Genomic DNA, 17760 nt, shown 5'->3' on the forward strand with positions numbered 1-17760 from the left:
AGGGTAGACAATGACGAAGAAAACGACTAAAGACGATAAGCCTAATCTGATCAAAGTCGTCTACTTCGACGAGGAGTCAGCCTCGGACTACTTGGATATGTCCGCCGGCGGTAAAGCCGCATCCACGAGCGAAGATGTAAAAGAGCGGACCAATCAGGCCCATGGTAAAGTCGAAGCTGGCCTCATCACGAAGCTCAGTTGGTTGCCGTTTTTTGGTGCGTCAGGCGATCTGAACGCAGGTGCCGGAGTGGCCGCAGCTGGCAAGAGCATCCTGAGCAAGACGCTGTCGAACACGATCCTGACAGACTACCTCGTCAAGTCGGATAGTGACCCTCGAGTGGTCCAGTTACGAGATCTTCGCGTGACCGCGCCTAAGGGGTCTATGACGTACATGAAGATGTTCACACCTTACATGGTGCTGCTCAAGCTGGACGATGTGCCTTTCGACTTGGCGCGCATGGATGAAGTGCTTGCGAACGCGAAAGGCTATTATGAGTTACTCGGTGAATATGATAATGGTTCCAAGTGTGTACTGCGATTCAACCTCAAGGCGTTCCGGAACAACTACGGGCTCACAGATCTCGGACGTATGCACCTCGTCTTCCACGGCGTACTCGTCGGACAGACATCTGAGCAAGCGCTCGGCATGGAGGCCGAGATGTCAGGCGCTACGGACTGTGCAGTTGTGACAGCTGCCGAACTCGTTGATGGCGAAGACACGGAGAATGACGACCTCCTGGATGTCTACGACGTCATCCTTGCAGGAGTTGAGGCCGAGTATGCCAAGTGATACGACGGTCACCATCTACTACGGCCCGCTGTCGTGGTTCAATGAACAACTGGGAGAGAAGGGGTACACGCCCCTTCTCGACATCGTTTACGAGCGCGACGAGGCCAATCGACGCTATATACATATACATGTCGCTGAAGGCCAGGAGCCCCCTCCGGCCGAGGAACCTGGACCGAGACCGAAGCGGGTGGCAGTAGAGTCGAGCGATTACGCCAGCCTGAACGAACACGCCATCACCAACTTTGCTGGCCTCATACGATCGATCAACCCCAAGCACCTTCATCTGCACAACCCACCGGCCTACGTTCACTCACAGCTTGAGCGTGCTTTCACGACCGAGGAGAAGCGCTATGAGTACCCGGTGGTAACACGGGACATGCTCGTTGGCTTCCACGACGGCTTTGCCGACCATCTCGTGGGTCAGGCCAAAGTGAAGGAGGCGCTGCTCGCGGCGCTGTATCCACTGACCACGGCACGGCAGACGAAGCCAGTCGTTTTAATGTTCTACGGCCCGTCTGGTGTCGGTAAGACTGAAACCGCGCAGTTCATCAACGGTTTACTCGGGGGGAAGTTGCTGCGCAAACAGTTCTCTATGTTCCACAATGACAAGTTCGCATCGTATTTATTTGGCGGAGCGCACCTCGAGGCCTCCTTCGCACGCGACTTACTCGATCGTGAGTCCGGTGTCATCCTTATCGATGAGTTCGACAAAGCAAACTCGGTCTTCCACAGCGCCTTCTACCAGTTATTCGACAGTGGCGTGTTCGAGGATAAGAACTACAGCGTCAAACTCGGCCCATCCTTGATCATTTGCACCTCAAACTACGCCACCGAAGACGAAATCCGCAAGACTCTCGGCGACGCTCTCTATTCACGATTTGACTCCTTGATTCACTTCAAGCCACTCTCCAAGAATGAGATCTATCAGGTTATCGACAGGATTGTTGATAACCGCTTCTCGAAGCTCGGACCTGACGAAAAAGCGCGACTGGACCCCAGTGTTATCAAGACCATACTGTATCCGCTAGCCAACAAGGGAGGCAATGTCCGCAAGCTCGGTAAGTTAGCCGACGAGGTTATTTCGCTGGTGTTGGTGCGCGACATACTGAAAAACACCAGCCAGACCAGTAGCGAAACCAATGCGGAGGATGGGTCATAAACGACGAATCGCGACAATGCTATCAGTAAAATACTGTTCATAGCATTTGCATCTTTAGTGGGTGTATTGCTTATTTATATACGTCTATTCTGTTCGACATTCATCCAAGTAGAGGTTAAGAATATATATTCGATCAACGTTGAACTTGCGATATCACATCGCTCAATGAACTTGGCGCAAAGACACCTCTAAGAACAATCGCATAAAGTCCAATAATCTCAACGACGGTCGAAGCGAACCATCCTAGAATCACTTTATCCGACGGCCACATTCCATGAACTGCTTGAATGACCGCTAACAGCATAAACGAACCATTAACGACCCATACTTGAATTTTTGTCAGCCGTATAATCTCTGATGCTAACTTATTCCTCATCTCAAGGCCAGTTCTAAGATCTTCGATGAAGGCATCATTCAGGGCGGATTTTCTCTTAGATTCTTCCAAACGCAGAATTTTTTTGAACGACAGAACTGAATCAGACTTAAAAGTGTCATCAGTGTTCTTTAATTGAAATGAGCGCTTTGGTGAGCCTATATCACTGTCGCTAGCTTTGGATCCACCAGGCGGCGGAGCGATTGGCTTGCTGGCAGTGTTCAATAAAGGAATGTAATCCTCGATTTGTTGAATCGATAATTCTGAATTATTTGATTGAAACTGGCTGTCAGACACAAATGACTCCAAATCTCACTTAAGGCATCATTGTTTCTCTATAAAATGACATTAAGTTCATGCAAGCGATTCTGCATCGTGACCTCCGACACCCCGAAAGCATGTGCTACAAGTTCAACGGGCATTCCGAGCCCCGCAAATTCTTCAACTTCTGCCCGAGGCATCAGCAACGAATGAGCAAAACGGTCTGCAAATAATTCAGACTGATGCTGATCAGGTAAACCTGAAGGAGTAGGCCTACGACCTGCGAGGATTAGTAGGTCGCTTGTCATGGCTTCATCAGAAAACCCAAATGGCCCCCTAATTGGCTTATCGAGACTTTCAATTTTCTCAATATAGTGACCAATTTCGTGGGCAATCGTGAATCGCTTGCGTGGAGTACTTGCACCTTCGTCGACAAATATCGATGGCATCGACTGATCGGCGGTCTTTAAAATTAGACCAGCCAGACGCCCTGGAATTCGCGCAAAATACACGTCCATACCCATCGACACAGCGATAGCGTTCGGGTCTACCGGATACTCACCGTCCCAGTACCTTTCCAGTACTGCATTAGCCCAGCACTCTGCTCGACGCAAGTCGGCAGATTCACACATTCCGTCCATAGTGTCGGAGCTGTTTGCAGCCATCTGGAGCGTCCGCCGCCTCTCTGTGTCCTCATCCTGAAGTTCATCAACCCGGGTAAACTTATATCCAAGCCTACAGGCATATGATCCCAGACATCGCTTCAACCGCGATGCTGGGCCGCGCTCACCATCATAAAGTTCTCGCATAATTACGAGCTATTATATCTATTTATATCGACAACATCAAGACTCATAGGTGACAGCAATCGCCTGGTGTACCGCCGGCGCTTAAGTCCGCTGTGTTGTCGAAGTGAATCTACCTCTTCCGTTTGGGAAACGATCGTCCGGTCAAGTAAAAAGTACATGTGATCTTGGGCACTATTCAGACTCAAGCCATGCAGTGCGCCTGTCACGGCTGTCGTCTCGCTTCCGTCCTTGTTGGCGGCGATCATCTTCTAAGCATCGTTGCCTCTCGCGCTCAGATGCCTCCGCACCGTCCCCCGATCGAACCCAAGCTCCAGGCCGATGTCGATGAGGGACACGCCCTGGGCTACGAGCACCTCGGCGCGCTGTCGGTGCTCCTGGGTGAAGCGATGGGGTCCTCGATGGGCTGGCCTGGGACGCTCCCGCCAGATGGCACGCACCGTGTTCTCGTGCACGCCGTGACGCTCCGCTACCGCCCGGGCCCCAAGAGACCCGCTGGCCTCTCGCCGGATGGCAGCCCGCTTCTCGCGCGAGATGGGGCGTTTCTCGGCGTGGATGATCCTCCGCACGACCTTGGACTGCTCGGGCGGCGGGGTGGTGTCGCCGTCTGCCGGCTTCGCGGTATCGTCGAGATCCCGCTCCTCCGAGCCGAGCCTGGGCCACCCTCGCTGCAGGAAGCGCTCACGGAACCGGAGCAGGCTCCTCCAGTTCTTCGTGTCGAGGGTGCTGAGGCGCACCACGGTGCTCGAGTACGAACCCGCATGAAGGGGCGTCCTAGCAGGGGATGCCGGGGACGACGAGGGGTGTTTCCGCTGGTAGACGTGTCTCACAGTGGGACCAGGTGGCTTCCGCTGACGCAGAGGCCGCTGTATTCGCCTCCGCTCCCGAGCCTGGTGCCTTCACTCCAGGCAACCTCGCCGGCCCCATCGGCATGGTGATACCGGCGCTCACTGCGCTTCAGCCTGTGCTGTGTCGTCGACCCGCCCGTCTCAGGTTGAGCACTGAGCCGGCATCGGCAAGCAGGGCGTCTCAGCCCGGGGTCACGCATCCGATGATGAGCAGGGCTCCCAGTGTTCCGAAGGGGAGGTACCACAAGCCCGCGACTGCGAGGACGACCATCAGCACTGCTGAGCCGGGGATCCCCACGAGATGACAGATCAGAGTGAGCAGGATCAGGGACCCTTGCCCACGAACCAACTGGCGACGAGGCGGGATCGCGGGTCAAGGCCGACCTGCCGCAGAACTCCATATCCGGAGCACCAAAGGACGGCTGGGAAACGACATTGAGAATCTCAGCCCGGCAGGCCCCACCGGAGTCGCAATCCTGCGACATGAGTCAACTGCGGCGGTAAAGCACCATACGCTGAAGCCATGACTAGCACGCCACCGCCGAACACACAGGATCCCATGCGCCCAACGGGCATGCCACCTCAGACTGCTCGACTCCACAGCCCGGCCACCGGAAGCGCCACTCACACCACTCCCCCGCCATGGACCCAAGGCGGCGCCGTTGAGCAGCACCCTCAGCCTCACATCCACACACCCGTCTACTACCGACCAGAGCGGCCGAACATTACCGCAATACTAACCCTATCCCTGACCGCCTCAGGCATGTCATTCCTCCTACTATTATTGACTATATTCAGTCTTGCTATCTTCGCGCGCGAGGGCACGGACGCCGACATCCTCACGCCAGCCGCCCCTCTTATCGCATGGCAGGCGATAAATATTGGCTGCATCATCCAAGTGGCCATGCGTAGAGCACCGAGCCTACTCATCGCCAATGCAGCGCTTCCCCTATCCTCTTTTTTGAACTACTCCTTCTACGAAATGAACCTGAGCAGCCCACAGGATGCCGCTCATTCCATACAGTCAACTATCATCATGCTGGCATTGGCGCTGCCATGGACTGCAGCCGGAGCCGTTGCAATTTTCGAGAAGAGAAGCCATCATCACTCTCGTTCCTCGGTTGCGGCAAGCGGCGCGGCTGCTGCAGCCCTGATCACGCAGCTCCACTCCATGGCAACAACCAAGATCATCGAATCCCTATGCCCCAGCAGGACGCATCATCTAGGCGACTCATGCACGACAACCGACATCTTCTCATTGAAGCACGGGGCTGTTCCCGCTATGATCATCATCGTATCCACAGCCGTTCTGGCCATGGTGGCCCGTCGCCGCAACCTCAACCGCATCAGAGCCGGAATGGTCACCCTCATCATCCTCGTCATCGCCGATGTCATCACTCACCAGACGCCCGAATCCTACACAAGCCAGCCGCTACCACCCCTGTTCTCCAGCATTCCGCTCATCGGCCTGGCAGCAGCAGCCTTCCTGCCATCCTTCAGAGAATGGATCACCAGAGGAGGCCAGCTCCCGCAGCACACCGCCCCACCCGGTACCCAGACCCCACCACCAGTGGCGAGGGCCGACTAGATCCCCTCCCCCAGGCACACCCATCTCAGGGCTTCGCTGCCGCACCGGTCGAGGTCTGAGCCTTCCCCTCCCTCCAGCGCGTGTACCTGCCGGCCAGGGAGTTGTAGGACCAGTGCCATAGGAGCTCGACCGGACCACGGGCGCGGAACCGCAGCCACAGCCTGCTCGCCATCACTAGGAGCGCCGCGATCAGTACATAGATCACCAGGGTGTACAGCTCCAACCACGGCCCCCGGATGACCTTCGCCATACCCAGCCCGTAGTCATAGAACACGAACGCCGCAATGAGATTCTGCGCCAGGTAGCAGGTCAGGGCCATCCGGCCGACATCACTCATCGCCCGGCCGAGCAGGCCAAGACGATCACGGCGGGCGTAGAACGCCGCCACCGCAGCCAGAAGACCTATAGACACACCAGCCGACGTCACATACCTCGTGAACGCCGCGACCATCTCATGCGCACCCGTCAGACGAATAGCCCAATCCACCGGCAGGCCGACACCGAAGGACAAGCACATGATGATCCGACGCAGACGAGCCCCCTCCGGAGCGAAGATCCCCGCACGATAGAGGTGGACCCCCACCAGGTACAACGCCGCCCCCATGAGGAGGATAAAAGGAATCTCCAGCCGCATGAGCAGCACGTGCTGAAGCCGAAAGAGCACATCACCCCAGTAGGACGAGTGATCATACTCCGCCAGGACCCCGATCGTATCATCCTTGAGCTCATCACGGTGCACGTAACCCACCACACTGATCGCCGCCATGAGCACGACATGGACCGCCAGGGCCGCATACATCCAGATCTTCTGCGCCCTGGGACTACGGGCCGTCACAGCAGCAATGACCAGGGCCGTCAGCCCATACCCCATGAGCACATCGAACTCGAAGATGAAGATGAAGTTCAGCACGCCGTCAAGGATCAGCAGTCCAGCCCGGATCGGGTACGTCCCGGGCCAGGGCAGCCCCTTGCGGATCGCCGACTGCCGTTGAATCTCCAAGCCAATACCGAACATGATCGTCAGCAGTCCGATGAACTTGCCATCGGTCACCAGGTCGAGGCAGGCCCTGATGACAGTATTCGCCATCGACGTCACCTGCTCTTCACGGTCGATGGATGCGAAGATCGCGATATTCGTCAGCAGCGTCCCAAGGATCGCCAACCCCCGCAATACATCCAGCGCCACCAGGCGCCTGTACTCGGTGAACACAGCGGCTCTCATCATCGTCCCCCATCAGTGGCTCAATCGTCGGCCCCGGTCACCGACCGGCGGGCGAAGGACCGGTGCACCATGGGCACGCCAAGTTTCATGTCACGATGGAGTATCCGCATCGGCCCCCGGGACGAGCACCGCCTCCTTCTTGGGACGGCACGTCAACAACGCGTGCCGCCCCCCCCTGTCACTTCCCCGGGAAGGACTGATTCCCTTCCAGAGCACGACCCGAGGAGGAGCATTCTTCTCTCCTCCCGATGGACACTCTCTCCTCCTCCATGCGAGTCGCCAGCCGATTGCTCCGCACGGCCCGGACTGCCCCCGCACCACCCCACCGGAGCGCACACGACGGCGCGGCCACCGATTCGGTGGCCGCGCCGTGCTCCTCTCCGCCAGCATCCGCCAGCCTGCCCGCCCCTCATCGGAGCGGGCCGCCTCAGTCAGGCTCAGGCCCAGCAGCTCCGCTCAGACCCGGGAGGCCTGATAGGCGGCGCCGACGATGCCCGCCGTGTTGAGCAGCTGGGCGGGCACGATCGGCGTCTTGAGCTCCAGCAGCGGCAGGAACTTCTCGTGCTTCCGGGACACCCCGCCGCCCACGACGAACAGGTCCGGGGAGAAGAGCATCTCCACATGCGAGTAGTAGCGCTGGAGGCGCTTGGCCCACTTCTTCCAGGACAGGTCCTGGAGGGTCTTCTGCCCCGCCGAGGCCTGCTTCTCAGCGTCATACCCGTCGATCTCCAGGTGCCCCAGCTCGGTGTTGGGCACCAGGGTGCCGTCCACGATGACCGCCGAGCCGATACCGGTGCCCTGGGTGGTCACGATGATCGTGCCCGGCACTCCCTTGGCCGCGCCGTAGGCGACCTCGGCCAGGCCCGCGGCGTCGGCGTCGTTGAGGGCCACCACGGGGCGGCCCAGGGCGGCCTCCATCACCTCATTGACATCGGCGCCCGTCCATGACTGGTCGAGATTGGCCATGAAGGGCACGCGCCCGTGGACGATCGGGGCGGGCAGGGCCACCCCCACCGGAACCTCCGGGCCCACCCCCAACTGCTCCAGGAGCTGGCGGCACACCTCGGCCACCGCCTCGGGCGTTGCGGGGACCGGCGTCTCGATGCGCACCCGCTCCCCTGCCAGCTCGCCCGTCTCCAGGTTCACCAGCGCGCTCTTGATCCCCGAGCCGCCGATGTCGATTCCGCATGCCACCGCTGCCATGTTCCCTCCAAAGTGACGCCGCAAGGCGCGATAAGACTCACGGCCAAGGCTATAGCACGGCCCACGCCGCAGGTGCGGGGATGAGGCTGCGCTTGGGCACCGATCCACCAAGGATCCGCCCCCGGCACTCCCTCACAACGCCCCTGCCCCTGCGATCGTCGCCCTCGGAGCCCGGCTCGCAGCCCGACGGCGCCCCACCACGCGCCCACGGCCCCTCCGCCAGGAGCGGGAGGCGGCCAGCCGGCGCAGGCCCGCCAGCCCGGGCGCGGACCACCTACTCCACCCGGGCACCCACCGCGACAGCCCCAGGTCGATGAGCCCGTTGACGGCGGTGGCCGGCTTGAGCAGGAGCCGCTCCCCGAAGCGGTAGTCCTCGCCGCGCACCAGCCGCATCGCCAGGTCGGGGCGCTGTGAGGCCAGGAAGCGGCGGGCCTTGAGGGCGTGCACGGGATCCGAGACGATGATGATCCGCCCCGCATCCTCGATGAGCGGGGTGATCCCCACGATGTTCTCCCAGGTGGAGCGGCTGGCGGTCTCCATGAGCACCGGGCCGCGGTAGCCCAGCCCGCGGGCATGGCGGCGCATGAGCTCGGCCTCGGGCACGGGCCCCGCCACCGCGCCGCCGGCCAGGACGAGCACCGGCTCCCCCCGGACACCGGCGGGGCCATCGTGCCCCGTCCGGCGCAGGCTGCGCAGCCCGGCCCGCACCCGCGCCCGGTTCTCCCTGCCCGCCCGCGGCCCGGCGTCGGCGCGGCCCAGGACGATGACGGCCGTCGGCCCGTCCGCCATCGCCTCGCCCCCGGGCGCGCCTCCCGCCGCTGCTCCCGTGGCCGGCGCCCCCTGCGCTGATGGCCGATCGAGGGGCCCCAGCCCGGACCGGCTCGCCCACCAGTGCGCCAGCTCACCCGCGCCGAGCACGCCGCCGCACACCAGGGCCCCGCCCAGGATCACCCGGCGGCTGCGCCCCGCCCGGGGACGCCCGGCCCGGCCACGTGCTGACCAGCGCCGCACCGCCGGGCCCCTCAGCGCGGAGCCCCGCGCCGTCCGGCGCCGCGACCCCCGGCCCTGCGCGCGCCCACCGGTCATCCGGAGCCACTGGAGCCATCCGGGCATGCCCCGCACCCACTCCCCCACCATTGTCCCTGTCATCTTCCCTGTCATCGTGGCGCACCCCGCGTGGCACTCCACCGCGCAGGGTATCGCTTGGAGGCTCCCGCTCATCCGGCCAGGGTCGCCGCCGCCGTGGCGGCGCACACGCCCAGGAGCAGCAGGCCGAGCAGAATGGTCAGGATGTCGCCGGGCACTCTCCGCGTGAGGGAGCCGCCGAGCACTCCACCGCCCATGGAGGCCCCGGCGAAGAGCAGGACCACCGGCCAGTCAACAGCCACTCCCGTGCCCACCCGGGCAAGGAGCCCGGCACCGGCGGAGATCACCATGACCAGCAGGGAGGTCCCTGCCGCCTCCTTGATCGGGAAGTCCAGGGCCAGCGCGAGCATCGGCACCACAATGAACCCTCCCCCCACCCCGAAGAAGCCGGTGAGCAGGCCCGTGGTGGTCGCGGCCAGGGTGATAGCGAGCAGCCCGCGCCTCCTGCGCTCCTCCCGCACAGCCGCAGTGGCGGCCCCGTCGCCCGCCGCCCCGCCACCGGTCCCCAGGGCCCGCCGCGCAGCCACGCCTCGTCGAAGCATGATGAGGCCCACCACGCCCAGCAGGGCGCAGAACAGGCGCATGAGGAGCAGCTCGTCGAGCCGTACCGAGGTCCGCGCTCCCAGGACGGAGCCGGCGATGCTCAGCGCGCCGAACAGCAGGCCCTCGCGCCAGTGCACGCGGCGGTCCCGCGCGGCCGAGCGCAGGGCGGCCAGGGCGGTCAGTCCCACGATCAGCAGGCTGCCGGCGGCCGCATCATGCGCAGGCTGGCCCAGGACATAGGTGAGCACGGGCACGGAGAGCACCCCTCCACCTGCACCCAGTGCTCCGACGACCACGCCGATGAGCAGGCCCGCGACCGCGGAGGCGAGGAGCGTCATGGCAGTGTGACTCGGGGCCGTGCCGCAGCCCTGGGAGCGGGGCCCATGATCTCAGCAGGAGCCCGTCCGGCCCTGATGAGGCGCGCCATCGCCATGAGATCGGGCAGGGCGTGGGCGTAGAAGGCCTCGTACCCGGGGCACAGGTAGTTGTGCCCCGGCTCTCCGTCCACGGAGGAGGCGAAGCGGTCCTTGGGGCAGCCTCCCCAGCACAGGCCCAGCACGGGGCAGCGACGGCACTGGGCGGTCAGCTCGCGGTTCTTCTTCGCCGAGAAGCGCTGCATCGTCGGGGTCTCCACCAGGTCGGCGAAGCCGGCCTCGGCGATGCTGCCCAGCCGCCACGACGGCTCCACCCAGTGGTCGCAGGCGAAGACGTCCCCGTTGAACTCCATGGCCAGGTTGTTGCCGCACTCGGGGGCGTGGACGCATGCCGCATGGATGCCGAACAGGGAGGACAGGGCCGTATCGAAGTCCTGGACGAAGACCGTCGCGACATCGTGGTGGATCCACTCCTCGAAGACCTCGATGAGGAAGGCGCCGTAGTGCTCGGGGCCGACCGAGCGGGAGGTGGTGGCATCGCCCTGCTGGCGGTAGAGCAGGCGGCGCCCCCCGCCGGTCCTCCACCCGCTCTCGGCGGTGGGCAGGTCCGCGGCCCGCACCCGCTCGACGACGGGGATGAACTGGAGGAAGCGGGCCCCCAGCTCATCGCGGAAGTACCGGTAGACCTCCGCGCCCCGGTGCTGGTTGGCCGCGTTGACGGTGCACAGGATGTTCGTCCTGACCCCGGCGCCCTGGAGGTGGCCCCACCCGCGCAGCACCATGGCGTGGGTCCCCCGCCCGCCCCGGTTGACCCGGTAGGCGTCGTGCAGCTCCTCCGGCCCGTCCATGGACACGCCCACGAGCACGTCGTGCTCGGCCAGGAAGGCCGCCCACCCCTCATCGATGAGGGTGGCGTTGGTCTGGAGCGCATGGGTCACGACCTGCGTGGGCCGCCGGTAGCGCTCGCACAGGTCCATGGCGGCGGCGAAGAAGTCGATGCCGCGCAGCGTGGGCTCCCCGCCCTGCCACAGCACCGTCACCTCGCCGTCAGGGCTCGCCGCCAGGTACTGGGCCACAAAGGTCTCCAGTGTCTCGCGGCTCATCAGCTGGCGCGGGACGTCGTAGAGCAGCTCCTTGGACAGGAAGAAGCAGTACTGGCAGTCCAGGTTGCATCCCGCCCCCGTCGGCTTGGCGACGACGCTCAGGGGCAGGCGGCGCCGCGTCCCGGACGCCGTGGCCCGGCTCATCGCGCAGCAGGGGTCGGGGGGTGGGGGCGGGTGAGCACGGGGGTGGGCGGGCGGCCCGCCACGAGAGCGCCGTCGACGACGAAGCCCTCCTCGCGCCCCTCCAGCTCGGCCACGAGTGCCTGGCGCCCGTGAGCCAGCGCCTCGGCGTAGCGCTCCTGGCCGGCGCAGTCGATGAGCTCATCGGGATCCTCGCCCAGATCGAAGAGCTGCTCGCGGCCGGTGCCCGACCACCACACGTACTTCATCTGGCCACCGGGCCCCTGGGCGCCGTCGTGGCCGAAGCGGATCCACTGCAGGGACTGGCCCAGGACGAGATGCTCGCCATGGAGGTAGTCGCGCCACGGCTCCCCCGGCTCCTCACGGCCGCCGCGCAGCCGGGAGGCCAGGGAGCGGCCCTCGACGCCGTCGGGGACGGGCAGGCCGACCAGCTCCAGCAGTGTGGGCATGAGGTCGCGCAGCTCGACGATCTCCTCGCGGCGCGTGCCCGGCTCGATGCCCGGGCCGGAGATGATGAGCGGCACCCGTGAGGACCCCTCGTAGGGGTAGCCCTTGCGCCACAGGTCGTGGTCGCCCATCATGTCGCCGTGGTCGGAGACGAACACGATGTAGGTGTTCTCCAGGGCCCCGAACTCCCCCAGCGCCTGGAGGATGCGCGAGACCTGGCCATCGATGTGGGTCATGTGCCCGTAGTAGCCGGCGCGGGCCCGCTGGGCGTCCCGCTCCCGGTAGCGCGCCACGTGGCTGGTGGGGTCGTGGTCGCGGCGCAGCCCGCCCAGCGCCTCCTCCTCCCACTGGCCCACTCGGGGGCCGGCCAGGCCGCCGTGGTCGTAGCGCTCGAAGGCCCACCGGGGCGGGTCGTAGGGCGCATGGGGCCGGTGGAAGGACAGGTAGAGGAGGAAGGGGACGGTCGGGTCCCGGCGGTAGAGCCAGCGGATCGCCTGCGCGGCCACCCACGTCGTGGGGTGCAGGCGCTCGGGCTTGTCCCACGGGCGGGCGACGACGGAGTTGCACTCCAGGCCGGAGTCCAGGTAGTCCTCCACCGCCGTCGCCCCGGCCTGCTCGCGCAGCCAGCTCAAGTAGTCGTCGTAGAGCGCGGGGTCGCGCTGCCGGTCCCGCGAGTAGTGAAGGTAGCCGTCGTGGAGGATGACGTCATCGAAGCCGATGCGCACCCGCTCGGGCCAGTAGTGCATCTTCCCGATGGCCTGGGTGTGGTAGCCCGCCTCCCGGAAGGCGCGGGGCAGGGTGCTGGCCACATCGAAGTCGACGCCGTCCCTGTAGCCGACCCTCCTGTGGGAGCCCGGGCTCAACCCGGTCATGAGGCTCATGCGCGCGGGCACGCAGGTGGGTGCGGCCGAGTAGGCCTGGCCCATGAGCGCGCCCTGATCGGCCACCTGGTCCAGGTAGGGCGTCTCGACATCCGGGTGCCCCAGGATGGACAGGCAGTCACCACGCCACTGATCCGCGCAGATGAGCACGACATTGGGACGCGGGTCGGCCGGTTCCCTGCCCACCCCGGGGCCATGTGTCTCAGAGCTGTGCACGGCCCCTCCCCTACTTGATCCCGGTCATCGCGATGCCCTGGACGATATGCCTCTGGGTGAGCACGAACAGCAGGCACACCGGGATGAACAGCATGAGGGAGCCCATGGCCGTGAGGTTCCACAGGGTGAAGCTCTCCCGGTTGAACAGGGACAGCCCGATGGGGATGGTGCGCATGGCATTGGACTTGGTGACGATGAGGGGCCAGAGGAACTCATTCATCTGGAACACGAAGGTGAACAACCCCAGGACCACCAGGGCGGGCTTGGTCTGCGGCAGGACGATGGAGCGGTAGATGCGCAGCTCGCCGGCACCGTCGACCCGCCCGGCCTCGATGAGCTCATTGGGCACCCCGGTGATGAACTGGCGCATGAGGAAGATCGAGAAGGCGCTCATGAGGAAGGGCGTCACCAGGCCCTGATAGGTGTCCAGCCACCCGATCTGGCTGAACCAGACGTACAGCGGGATCATGCGCACGAAGAAGGGGATCATCATCGTGGACAGGATGAGGATGAACATGAGGCTCTTGCCGGGGAAGTCGAACTTCGCGAAGGCGTAGGCCACCACCGGCGCCAGGAGCAGGTGGGAGCAGGTGATGAGCCCCGCCACCAGCACCGAGTTGAGGAAGAAGCGTCCGAAGGGGGCGGCCTGGAACAGGCGGGCGATGTTGCCCCACTGGATCTCCTCGGGCCACAGCACGGCCCGCCCACCCGCGACCTCGGCGTCGGATTGGAAGGCCAGGGAGACCATGTAGACCAGCGGCGCCACGGCGATGAGTGCCGCCAGGGCCACGATGATGAGCGAGACCACGCGCGCCCCGGGGAACAGCTCCTCCTGCGTGAGCCTGCGGCGGGATGCGGCTTTTGCGGGTGCGGGCATCACAGTGCCTCCTTCCTGCGGCCCACGAGGAGCTGGATCATGGAGAGGATGAGGATGACCACGAGCAGGAGGAAGGACATCGCCGAGGCGTATCCCAGGTTCCCGCTGGTGAAGGTCTCCTGGTAGACCTGGTAGACGTACAGGGAGGTCGCGTTGCCGGGGCCGCCATTGGTCACGATGTAGGGCAGGCCGAACTGCTGCAGGGTGCTGGTCATCCCGATGAGCATGACGAACAGGGTGGTGGGCGCCAGCAGGGGCAGGGTGATGGACCGGAACCGCCGCCACACCGAGGCCCCGTCGAGCCGCGCCGCCTCATAGAGCTGCTGGTCGATGCCCTGGAGCCCGGCCAGGAAGAGCAGCATGACGTATCCCGACTCCTGCCACACGGTGATGCCCACGAGGGTGGCCAGGGGGTGGGTCGCCAGCCATTGCTGCTCGGGCAGGCCGACGGCCGACAGCACGGCATTGAGCACACCGGTGGTGGGGTCGAGCATGTTGCGCCACATGAGGCCGATGATGGCGATCGAGGTCATGTAGGGGGTGAGGATCATCGTGCGAACCACGGTGCGCCCCCGGAACTCCTGGTTGAGGATGAGGGCAAGGAGCAGGCCGATCACTGTGGACAGGGCCAGGCAGGCGAAGGCGTAGACCAGGGTGATGAGGAAGGCGTGTCGCACCACCGGGTCGTTGATGATCTGGGTGTAGTTGGCCGCTCCCACGGGCGTGAGCGTGGTGAATCCCCGGGTGAAGGAGAGCTGGAACTCACTGGCGATGGGCCAGAAGAAGAAGATCCCGAAGTACAGGACGGCGGGGAGCAGGAAGAGGTAGGCGGTCAGGCACTGTCTGCGCCGCATCCCCGTGCCCCGCCCGCCGAGGGCGGGCAGGGCACGGGAGCCTAGCGCACCGCGCCGGGCTGGGAGGCTCATCGCTCAGGCCTCCAGCAGCGGCTTGACCGTGGCCTGGTAGGTGGAGACGGCTGCGGCCGCGTCGCTGCCGTTGAGGATGACCTCCTCGTACATGACCTTCTCGGCGTCAGAGATCTTCGCAGTGCTGGTCGAGCCCCAGAAGGCCCGGTCCGGGGCGACGGCCACGTCGCGGGCCTTGGCCACCACCGAGAGGTTGGCGTCGTCCTTGACCGTCGCGGACTGCGCCCAGGACTTGCGCGAGCAGGCCATGCCCACGGACTTGGTGATCTCCTCCTGGACCTCGGTCTGGGTCATCGCCTTGATCAGCTCCCAGGCCAGGGCCGCGTTCTGGGACTTGGCGGGGATCATGAGGCCCGAGCCGGCAATGGTCGTGCTCTGCCCTGCCGCTCCGGTCAGGGGCATGCCGATGGTCAGGGGGAAGCCCGGGTCCTCGGTCCTGATCGGGCTGATGTCCCACGGGCCGGTGATGATCAGGCCCGCGCGACCGGTGGTGAAGGCCTTGCGTGGAGCGGAGTACTCGTTGGATGCCACTGGGACGGGGGCCAGGGAGTCGGTGTAGATGAGGTCCTTCTGGAAGTTCAGGGCCTGCTCCAGGGCGCTGGAGGGCGCCATGGGCTCCTCCCCCTCGCTGGTCCACTTCACCCCGTTCTGGAGGTACCACGGCCGGCCATAGGCCGAGTCGTTGTTCAGGGCGCAGCCGTACTCCACCCCGGAGTCCTTGATGGCCTGGGCGGCGGCCTTGAACTCCTCCCAGGTGGTGGGCATCTTCACGCCTGCGGCGTCGAGCATGCTCTGGTTGGCGAAGACCAGCCCGCCCATGGTCACGTGCAGGGGGATGCCGTAGGTCCTGCCGCCCTCCTGGCGCAGCGTCAGACCGGACTCGACGAAGTCATCGAGGAAGCCGTCCTCCTCCTCGGCGATGAAGTCGTCCAGGGACATGATGTTGCCGTCAGCGCCCCAGCGGGTCGACCACCAGCTGCCGTTCTCCTCGACCAGGTCCGGGGTCTGGCCGGACAGGAAGTCGGCGGTGAGCTTCTGCTGGAGGTCGGCCCACTGGAAGGTCTGGACAGTGACAGTGACGCCGTGCTCCTTCTCGAAGTCGGAGATGACGTCGAGGTAGGGCTGGTAGTCGTGGCCGGCCGAGAGGTAGAACTGGAGCTCCTTGCCGGTGCGCTCGCCCTCGATACCGCCACCGGAGGCGGTGGCCTGGCTATCAGGGGAGCCCACGCCCTGCGGGCTGGAGCAGGCCGCCAGGGTGGCGGCGGCCAGGGCGGCGCCACCAGTGAGGAAGGTGCGGCGGGGCATGGAGGGTAGGGATCGGGTACGCATCGTTGCGCCTCCTGATAGGGGTTGCTTTTTGATCGTGTGGTCGTCACCGCGTCGTGCGACGCGGGAACAGCCGCCATCTGCCGGTGATGACGGAAGCCGGTGGTGCTGGATCTGCCAGCCGTGCGATGAGTGCGTTGAGCACGGCGTCGATGGACTCGTCGCTGAGTCCCACACTGGTCAGGGGCTGCTCAAGCCTCAGGGCGTCGGAGGAGTTCCCCGTCCCCAGGATGCTGAGCTCCTCGGGCACCTCGATGCCCAGCTGGCCGGCCGCCATGGCCAGGCCGATGGCCACACGGTCAGACCCGCAGTAGACCGTGTCGGGCATCTGACCGCGGGCCCGGAGCTCGGGCAGGAGGCGGACTGCCTGCTCAAAGGCGCTGGGGATGGAGGCATCAACATGCATGAGCAGGATGGGCTCGGCCCCGCGACGGCGCTGGAAGTCCTCATAGGCGCGCCAGCGCACCGAGCGGCGGGCCTGGACCGGGTCCGCCTCCTGGGCGGCCATGGCGATGACACGCGAGCCGCGGTCGACCAGGACGGCCAGGGCCTCGATGACGGCGTCGTACTCCTCGTAGTGGACCTGGTCGTACCCGGTGGGATCGCCCTTCTCGGCACCGAGGACGACGGTGGGCAGTGGCGGGGTGGGCAGTGCCTCGAAGAGCCGGGCGAGCTGGTCCCGGGAGATGCTCACGATCCCGCCATCGCAGACGCCTGAGCGCAGGGCGTCGGTGATGATCCTGATGTCGCCGTCGATGACGGGCAGCGCGAGGATCTGGAGGCCGTGGCGCTGGAGCATCCTCGCCGCCCGCAGCAGGTAGCGCTCGACGAAGCGGTTCATAGGGGGCTCGTAGAACAGGACGACCGTGCTGGTCCGCCCCCGCCGCAGCGCCCGGGCGCTGCGGTTGCGGACATAACCCAGGTCGTTGGCGACGGCGCTGACCTTCTCGACGGTCTCCTCGCTCAGTCCACGCTCGGAGGCCTTGCCCGCCAGGACGTAGGACACGGTGGAGGCCGACACGCCGCAGGCGGCGGCGATATCGGTCAGGCGCACTCGGGTCGGGGTCACAGCATCCATGATGCATGGTGCCTCACGACACGACAAACGTTAATCTCAATCGTTTCGCGTGACTTGCGACACTAGATGAGTGGCACTATGCGCTGCATTGGCACGCGGAGCCCCCTCTGGAACCCTCCCGGGGCCCTGGCCGCCGCCCGGGGAACCGGGCACCCTGGGACCTGGGCGCCCCGGGAGTGCTGGGATCACTGGAGGCACGGCTCCATCCGGGCCAGCGCCTCATGACGGAGCCCATCGCGCGCCGACTCCTGGCCGCGCCGCCGACCCGCGGTGGACCCGGCCGGACTCGAACCGACGACCAACGCGGTGTAAGCGCGTTGCTCTACCAACTGAGCTACAGGTCCCTGGGCCGGCGCCCCCCCCCACAGCCCATCAGCCGCAGGGCCGCCGACCCGGAGCAGGCTACCGCACCGGCTGGCGCGCGCATATCCGCGCCCGCCGGCTCCGGCTCG

Annotated in this window: 16 protein-coding genes and 1 tRNA gene; 3 read left to right on the plus strand and 14 right to left on the minus strand. The window is 64.8% G+C overall.

Annotation, left to right across the window (positions count from 1 at the left end; genetic code table 11):
* The first annotated feature begins 10 nt into the window (after positions 1-10).
* Complete coding sequence (locus J5X07_RS12860) at positions 11-790, plus strand: DUF6414 family protein (RefSeq protein WP_243896433.1); 780 nt, start codon at positions 11-13, stop codon at positions 788-790.
* A complete protein-coding gene (locus tag J5X07_RS04000) occupies positions 780-1949 on the plus strand; it encodes an AAA family ATPase (RefSeq protein ID WP_208478760.1) in 1170 nt (389 codons plus the stop codon). Before J5X07_RS12860 ends, J5X07_RS04000 begins: the two co-directional genes overlap by 11 nt.
* A 133-nt stretch (positions 1950-2082) precedes the next feature.
* Here the strand turns inward: J5X07_RS04000 and J5X07_RS04005 are convergent, their stop codons facing one another.
* The 3 genes from J5X07_RS04005 to J5X07_RS12865 form a co-directional block, all read right to left on the minus strand.
* Positions 2083-2619 (minus strand): hypothetical protein, encoded by a 537-nt coding sequence (locus J5X07_RS04005; RefSeq protein WP_208478761.1) that lies wholly within the window; start codon positions 2617-2619, stop codon positions 2083-2085.
* A gap of 38 nt (positions 2620-2657) precedes the next feature.
* Positions 2658-3248 carry an ImmA/IrrE family metallo-endopeptidase gene (locus J5X07_RS04010; RefSeq protein ID WP_208478762.1) on the minus strand — a complete coding sequence of 197 codons (591 nt, stop codon included), beginning with the start codon at positions 3246-3248 and terminating at the stop codon, positions 2658-2660.
* Between the two features lie 392 nt (positions 3249-3640).
* Positions 3641-4129, minus strand: a complete 489-nt coding sequence (locus tag J5X07_RS12865; protein ID WP_243896434.1) for a hypothetical protein — start codon at positions 4127-4129, stop codon at positions 3641-3643.
* A gap of 871 nt (positions 4130-5000) precedes the next feature.
* On the opposite strand from J5X07_RS12865, the gene J5X07_RS04020 reads away from it, so the two are divergent.
* On the plus strand, positions 5001-5825 hold the full coding sequence (locus tag J5X07_RS04020) for a hypothetical protein (protein ID WP_208478763.1): 825 nt from the start codon (positions 5001-5003) through the stop codon (positions 5823-5825).
* A 25-nt stretch (positions 5826-5850) separates the two neighbouring features.
* Here J5X07_RS04020 and J5X07_RS13365 read toward each other — a convergent pair whose 3' ends face one another.
* The 11 genes from J5X07_RS13365 to J5X07_RS04075 all read right to left on the minus strand — a co-directional run bounded on the left by J5X07_RS13365 (position 5851) and on the right by J5X07_RS04075 (position 17652).
* Positions 5851-7035, minus strand: coding sequence for a DUF418 domain-containing protein (locus J5X07_RS13365; protein WP_208478764.1), 1185 nt, complete (start codon positions 7033-7035; stop codon positions 5851-5853).
* Positions 7036-7503: 468 nt separating this feature from the next.
* Positions 7504-8250, minus strand: coding sequence for a polyphosphate--glucose phosphotransferase (gene ppgK / locus J5X07_RS04030; RefSeq protein ID WP_208478765.1), 747 nt, complete (start codon positions 8248-8250; stop codon positions 7504-7506).
* Between the two features lie 132 nt (positions 8251-8382).
* A complete protein-coding gene (locus J5X07_RS12875; protein ID WP_243896435.1) occupies positions 8383-9399 on the minus strand; it encodes a YdcF family protein in 1017 nt (338 codons plus the stop codon).
* Positions 9400-9467: 68 nt separating this feature from the next.
* Positions 9468-10277, minus strand: a complete 810-nt coding sequence (locus tag J5X07_RS04040) for a sulfite exporter TauE/SafE family protein (RefSeq protein ID WP_208478766.1) — start codon at positions 10275-10277, stop codon at positions 9468-9470.
* Positions 10274-11560 carry an anaerobic sulfatase maturase gene (locus J5X07_RS04045; protein WP_208478767.1) on the minus strand — a complete coding sequence of 429 codons (1287 nt, stop codon included), beginning with the start codon at positions 11558-11560 and terminating at the stop codon, positions 10274-10276. Before J5X07_RS04045 ends, J5X07_RS04040 begins: the two co-directional genes overlap by 4 nt.
* Entirely contained in the window at positions 11557-13101 is a 1545-nt protein-coding gene (locus tag J5X07_RS04050; protein WP_341769402.1) for an arylsulfatase, read from the minus strand. The genes J5X07_RS04045 and J5X07_RS04050 overlap by 4 nt, the downstream gene beginning before the upstream one ends.
* Before the next feature lie 10 nt (positions 13102-13111).
* Positions 13112-13978 (minus strand): carbohydrate ABC transporter permease, encoded by an 867-nt coding sequence (locus J5X07_RS04055; RefSeq protein WP_208478768.1) that lies wholly within the window; start codon positions 13976-13978, stop codon positions 13112-13114.
* Positions 13978-14904: a carbohydrate ABC transporter permease gene (locus J5X07_RS04060; protein ID WP_243896436.1), complete on the minus strand. Its 927-nt coding sequence runs from the start codon at positions 14902-14904 to the stop codon at positions 13978-13980. Before J5X07_RS04060 ends, J5X07_RS04055 begins: the two co-directional genes overlap by 1 nt.
* Before the next feature lie 3 nt (positions 14905-14907).
* Positions 14908-16233 carry an ABC transporter substrate-binding protein gene (locus J5X07_RS04065; RefSeq protein ID WP_243896437.1) on the minus strand — a complete coding sequence of 442 codons (1326 nt, stop codon included), beginning with the start codon at positions 16231-16233 and terminating at the stop codon, positions 14908-14910.
* A gap of 43 nt (positions 16234-16276) precedes the next feature.
* A complete protein-coding gene (locus J5X07_RS04070) occupies positions 16277-17299 on the minus strand; it encodes a LacI family DNA-binding transcriptional regulator (RefSeq protein ID WP_208478769.1) in 1023 nt (340 codons plus the stop codon).
* A 280-nt stretch (positions 17300-17579) separates the two neighbouring features.
* Positions 17580-17652, minus strand: a tRNA-Val gene (locus tag J5X07_RS04075).
* Between the last annotated feature and the right edge of the window lie 108 nt (positions 17653-17760).

It is taken from the genome of Actinomyces bowdenii, assembly GCF_017592395.1.
Lineage (GTDB): Bacteria > Actinomycetota > Actinomycetes > Actinomycetales > Actinomycetaceae > Actinomyces > Actinomyces bowdenii.

Excerpts from the sequence above, each read along its gene's own strand:
- J5X07_RS04055 (WP_208478768.1), bottom strand. The coding sequence starts at position 13,978 with ATGCCCGCACCCGCAAAAGCCGCATCCCGCCGCAGGCTCACGCAGGAG.
- J5X07_RS04060 (WP_243896436.1), bottom strand. The coding sequence starts at position 14,904 with ATGAGCCTCCCAGCCCGGCGCGGTGCGCTAGGCTCCCGTGCCCTGCCC.
- J5X07_RS04065 (WP_243896437.1), bottom strand. The coding sequence starts at position 16,233 with ATGCGTACCCGATCCCTACCCTCCATGCCCCGCCGCACCTTCCTCACT.
- J5X07_RS04020 (WP_208478763.1), top strand. The coding sequence starts at position 5,001 with ATGTCATTCCTCCTACTATTATTGACTATATTCAGTCTTGCTATCTTC.
- ppgK (WP_208478765.1), bottom strand. The coding sequence starts at position 8,250 with ATGGCAGCGGTGGCATGCGGAATCGACATCGGCGGCTCGGGGATCAAG.
- J5X07_RS04010 (WP_208478762.1), bottom strand. The coding sequence starts at position 3,248 with ATGGCTGCAAACAGCTCCGACACTATGGACGGAATGTGTGAATCTGCC.
- J5X07_RS04000 (WP_208478760.1), top strand. The coding sequence starts at position 780 with ATGCCAAGTGATACGACGGTCACCATCTACTACGGCCCGCTGTCGTGG.
- J5X07_RS12875 (WP_243896435.1), bottom strand. The coding sequence starts at position 9,399 with ATGACAGGGACAATGGTGGGGGAGTGGGTGCGGGGCATGCCCGGATGG.
- J5X07_RS04040 (WP_208478766.1), bottom strand. The coding sequence starts at position 10,277 with ATGACGCTCCTCGCCTCCGCGGTCGCGGGCCTGCTCATCGGCGTGGTC.
- J5X07_RS04045 (WP_208478767.1), bottom strand. The coding sequence starts at position 11,560 with ATGAGCCGGGCCACGGCGTCCGGGACGCGGCGCCGCCTGCCCCTGAGC.
- J5X07_RS12860 (WP_243896433.1), top strand. The coding sequence starts at position 11 with ATGACGAAGAAAACGACTAAAGACGATAAGCCTAATCTGATCAAAGTC.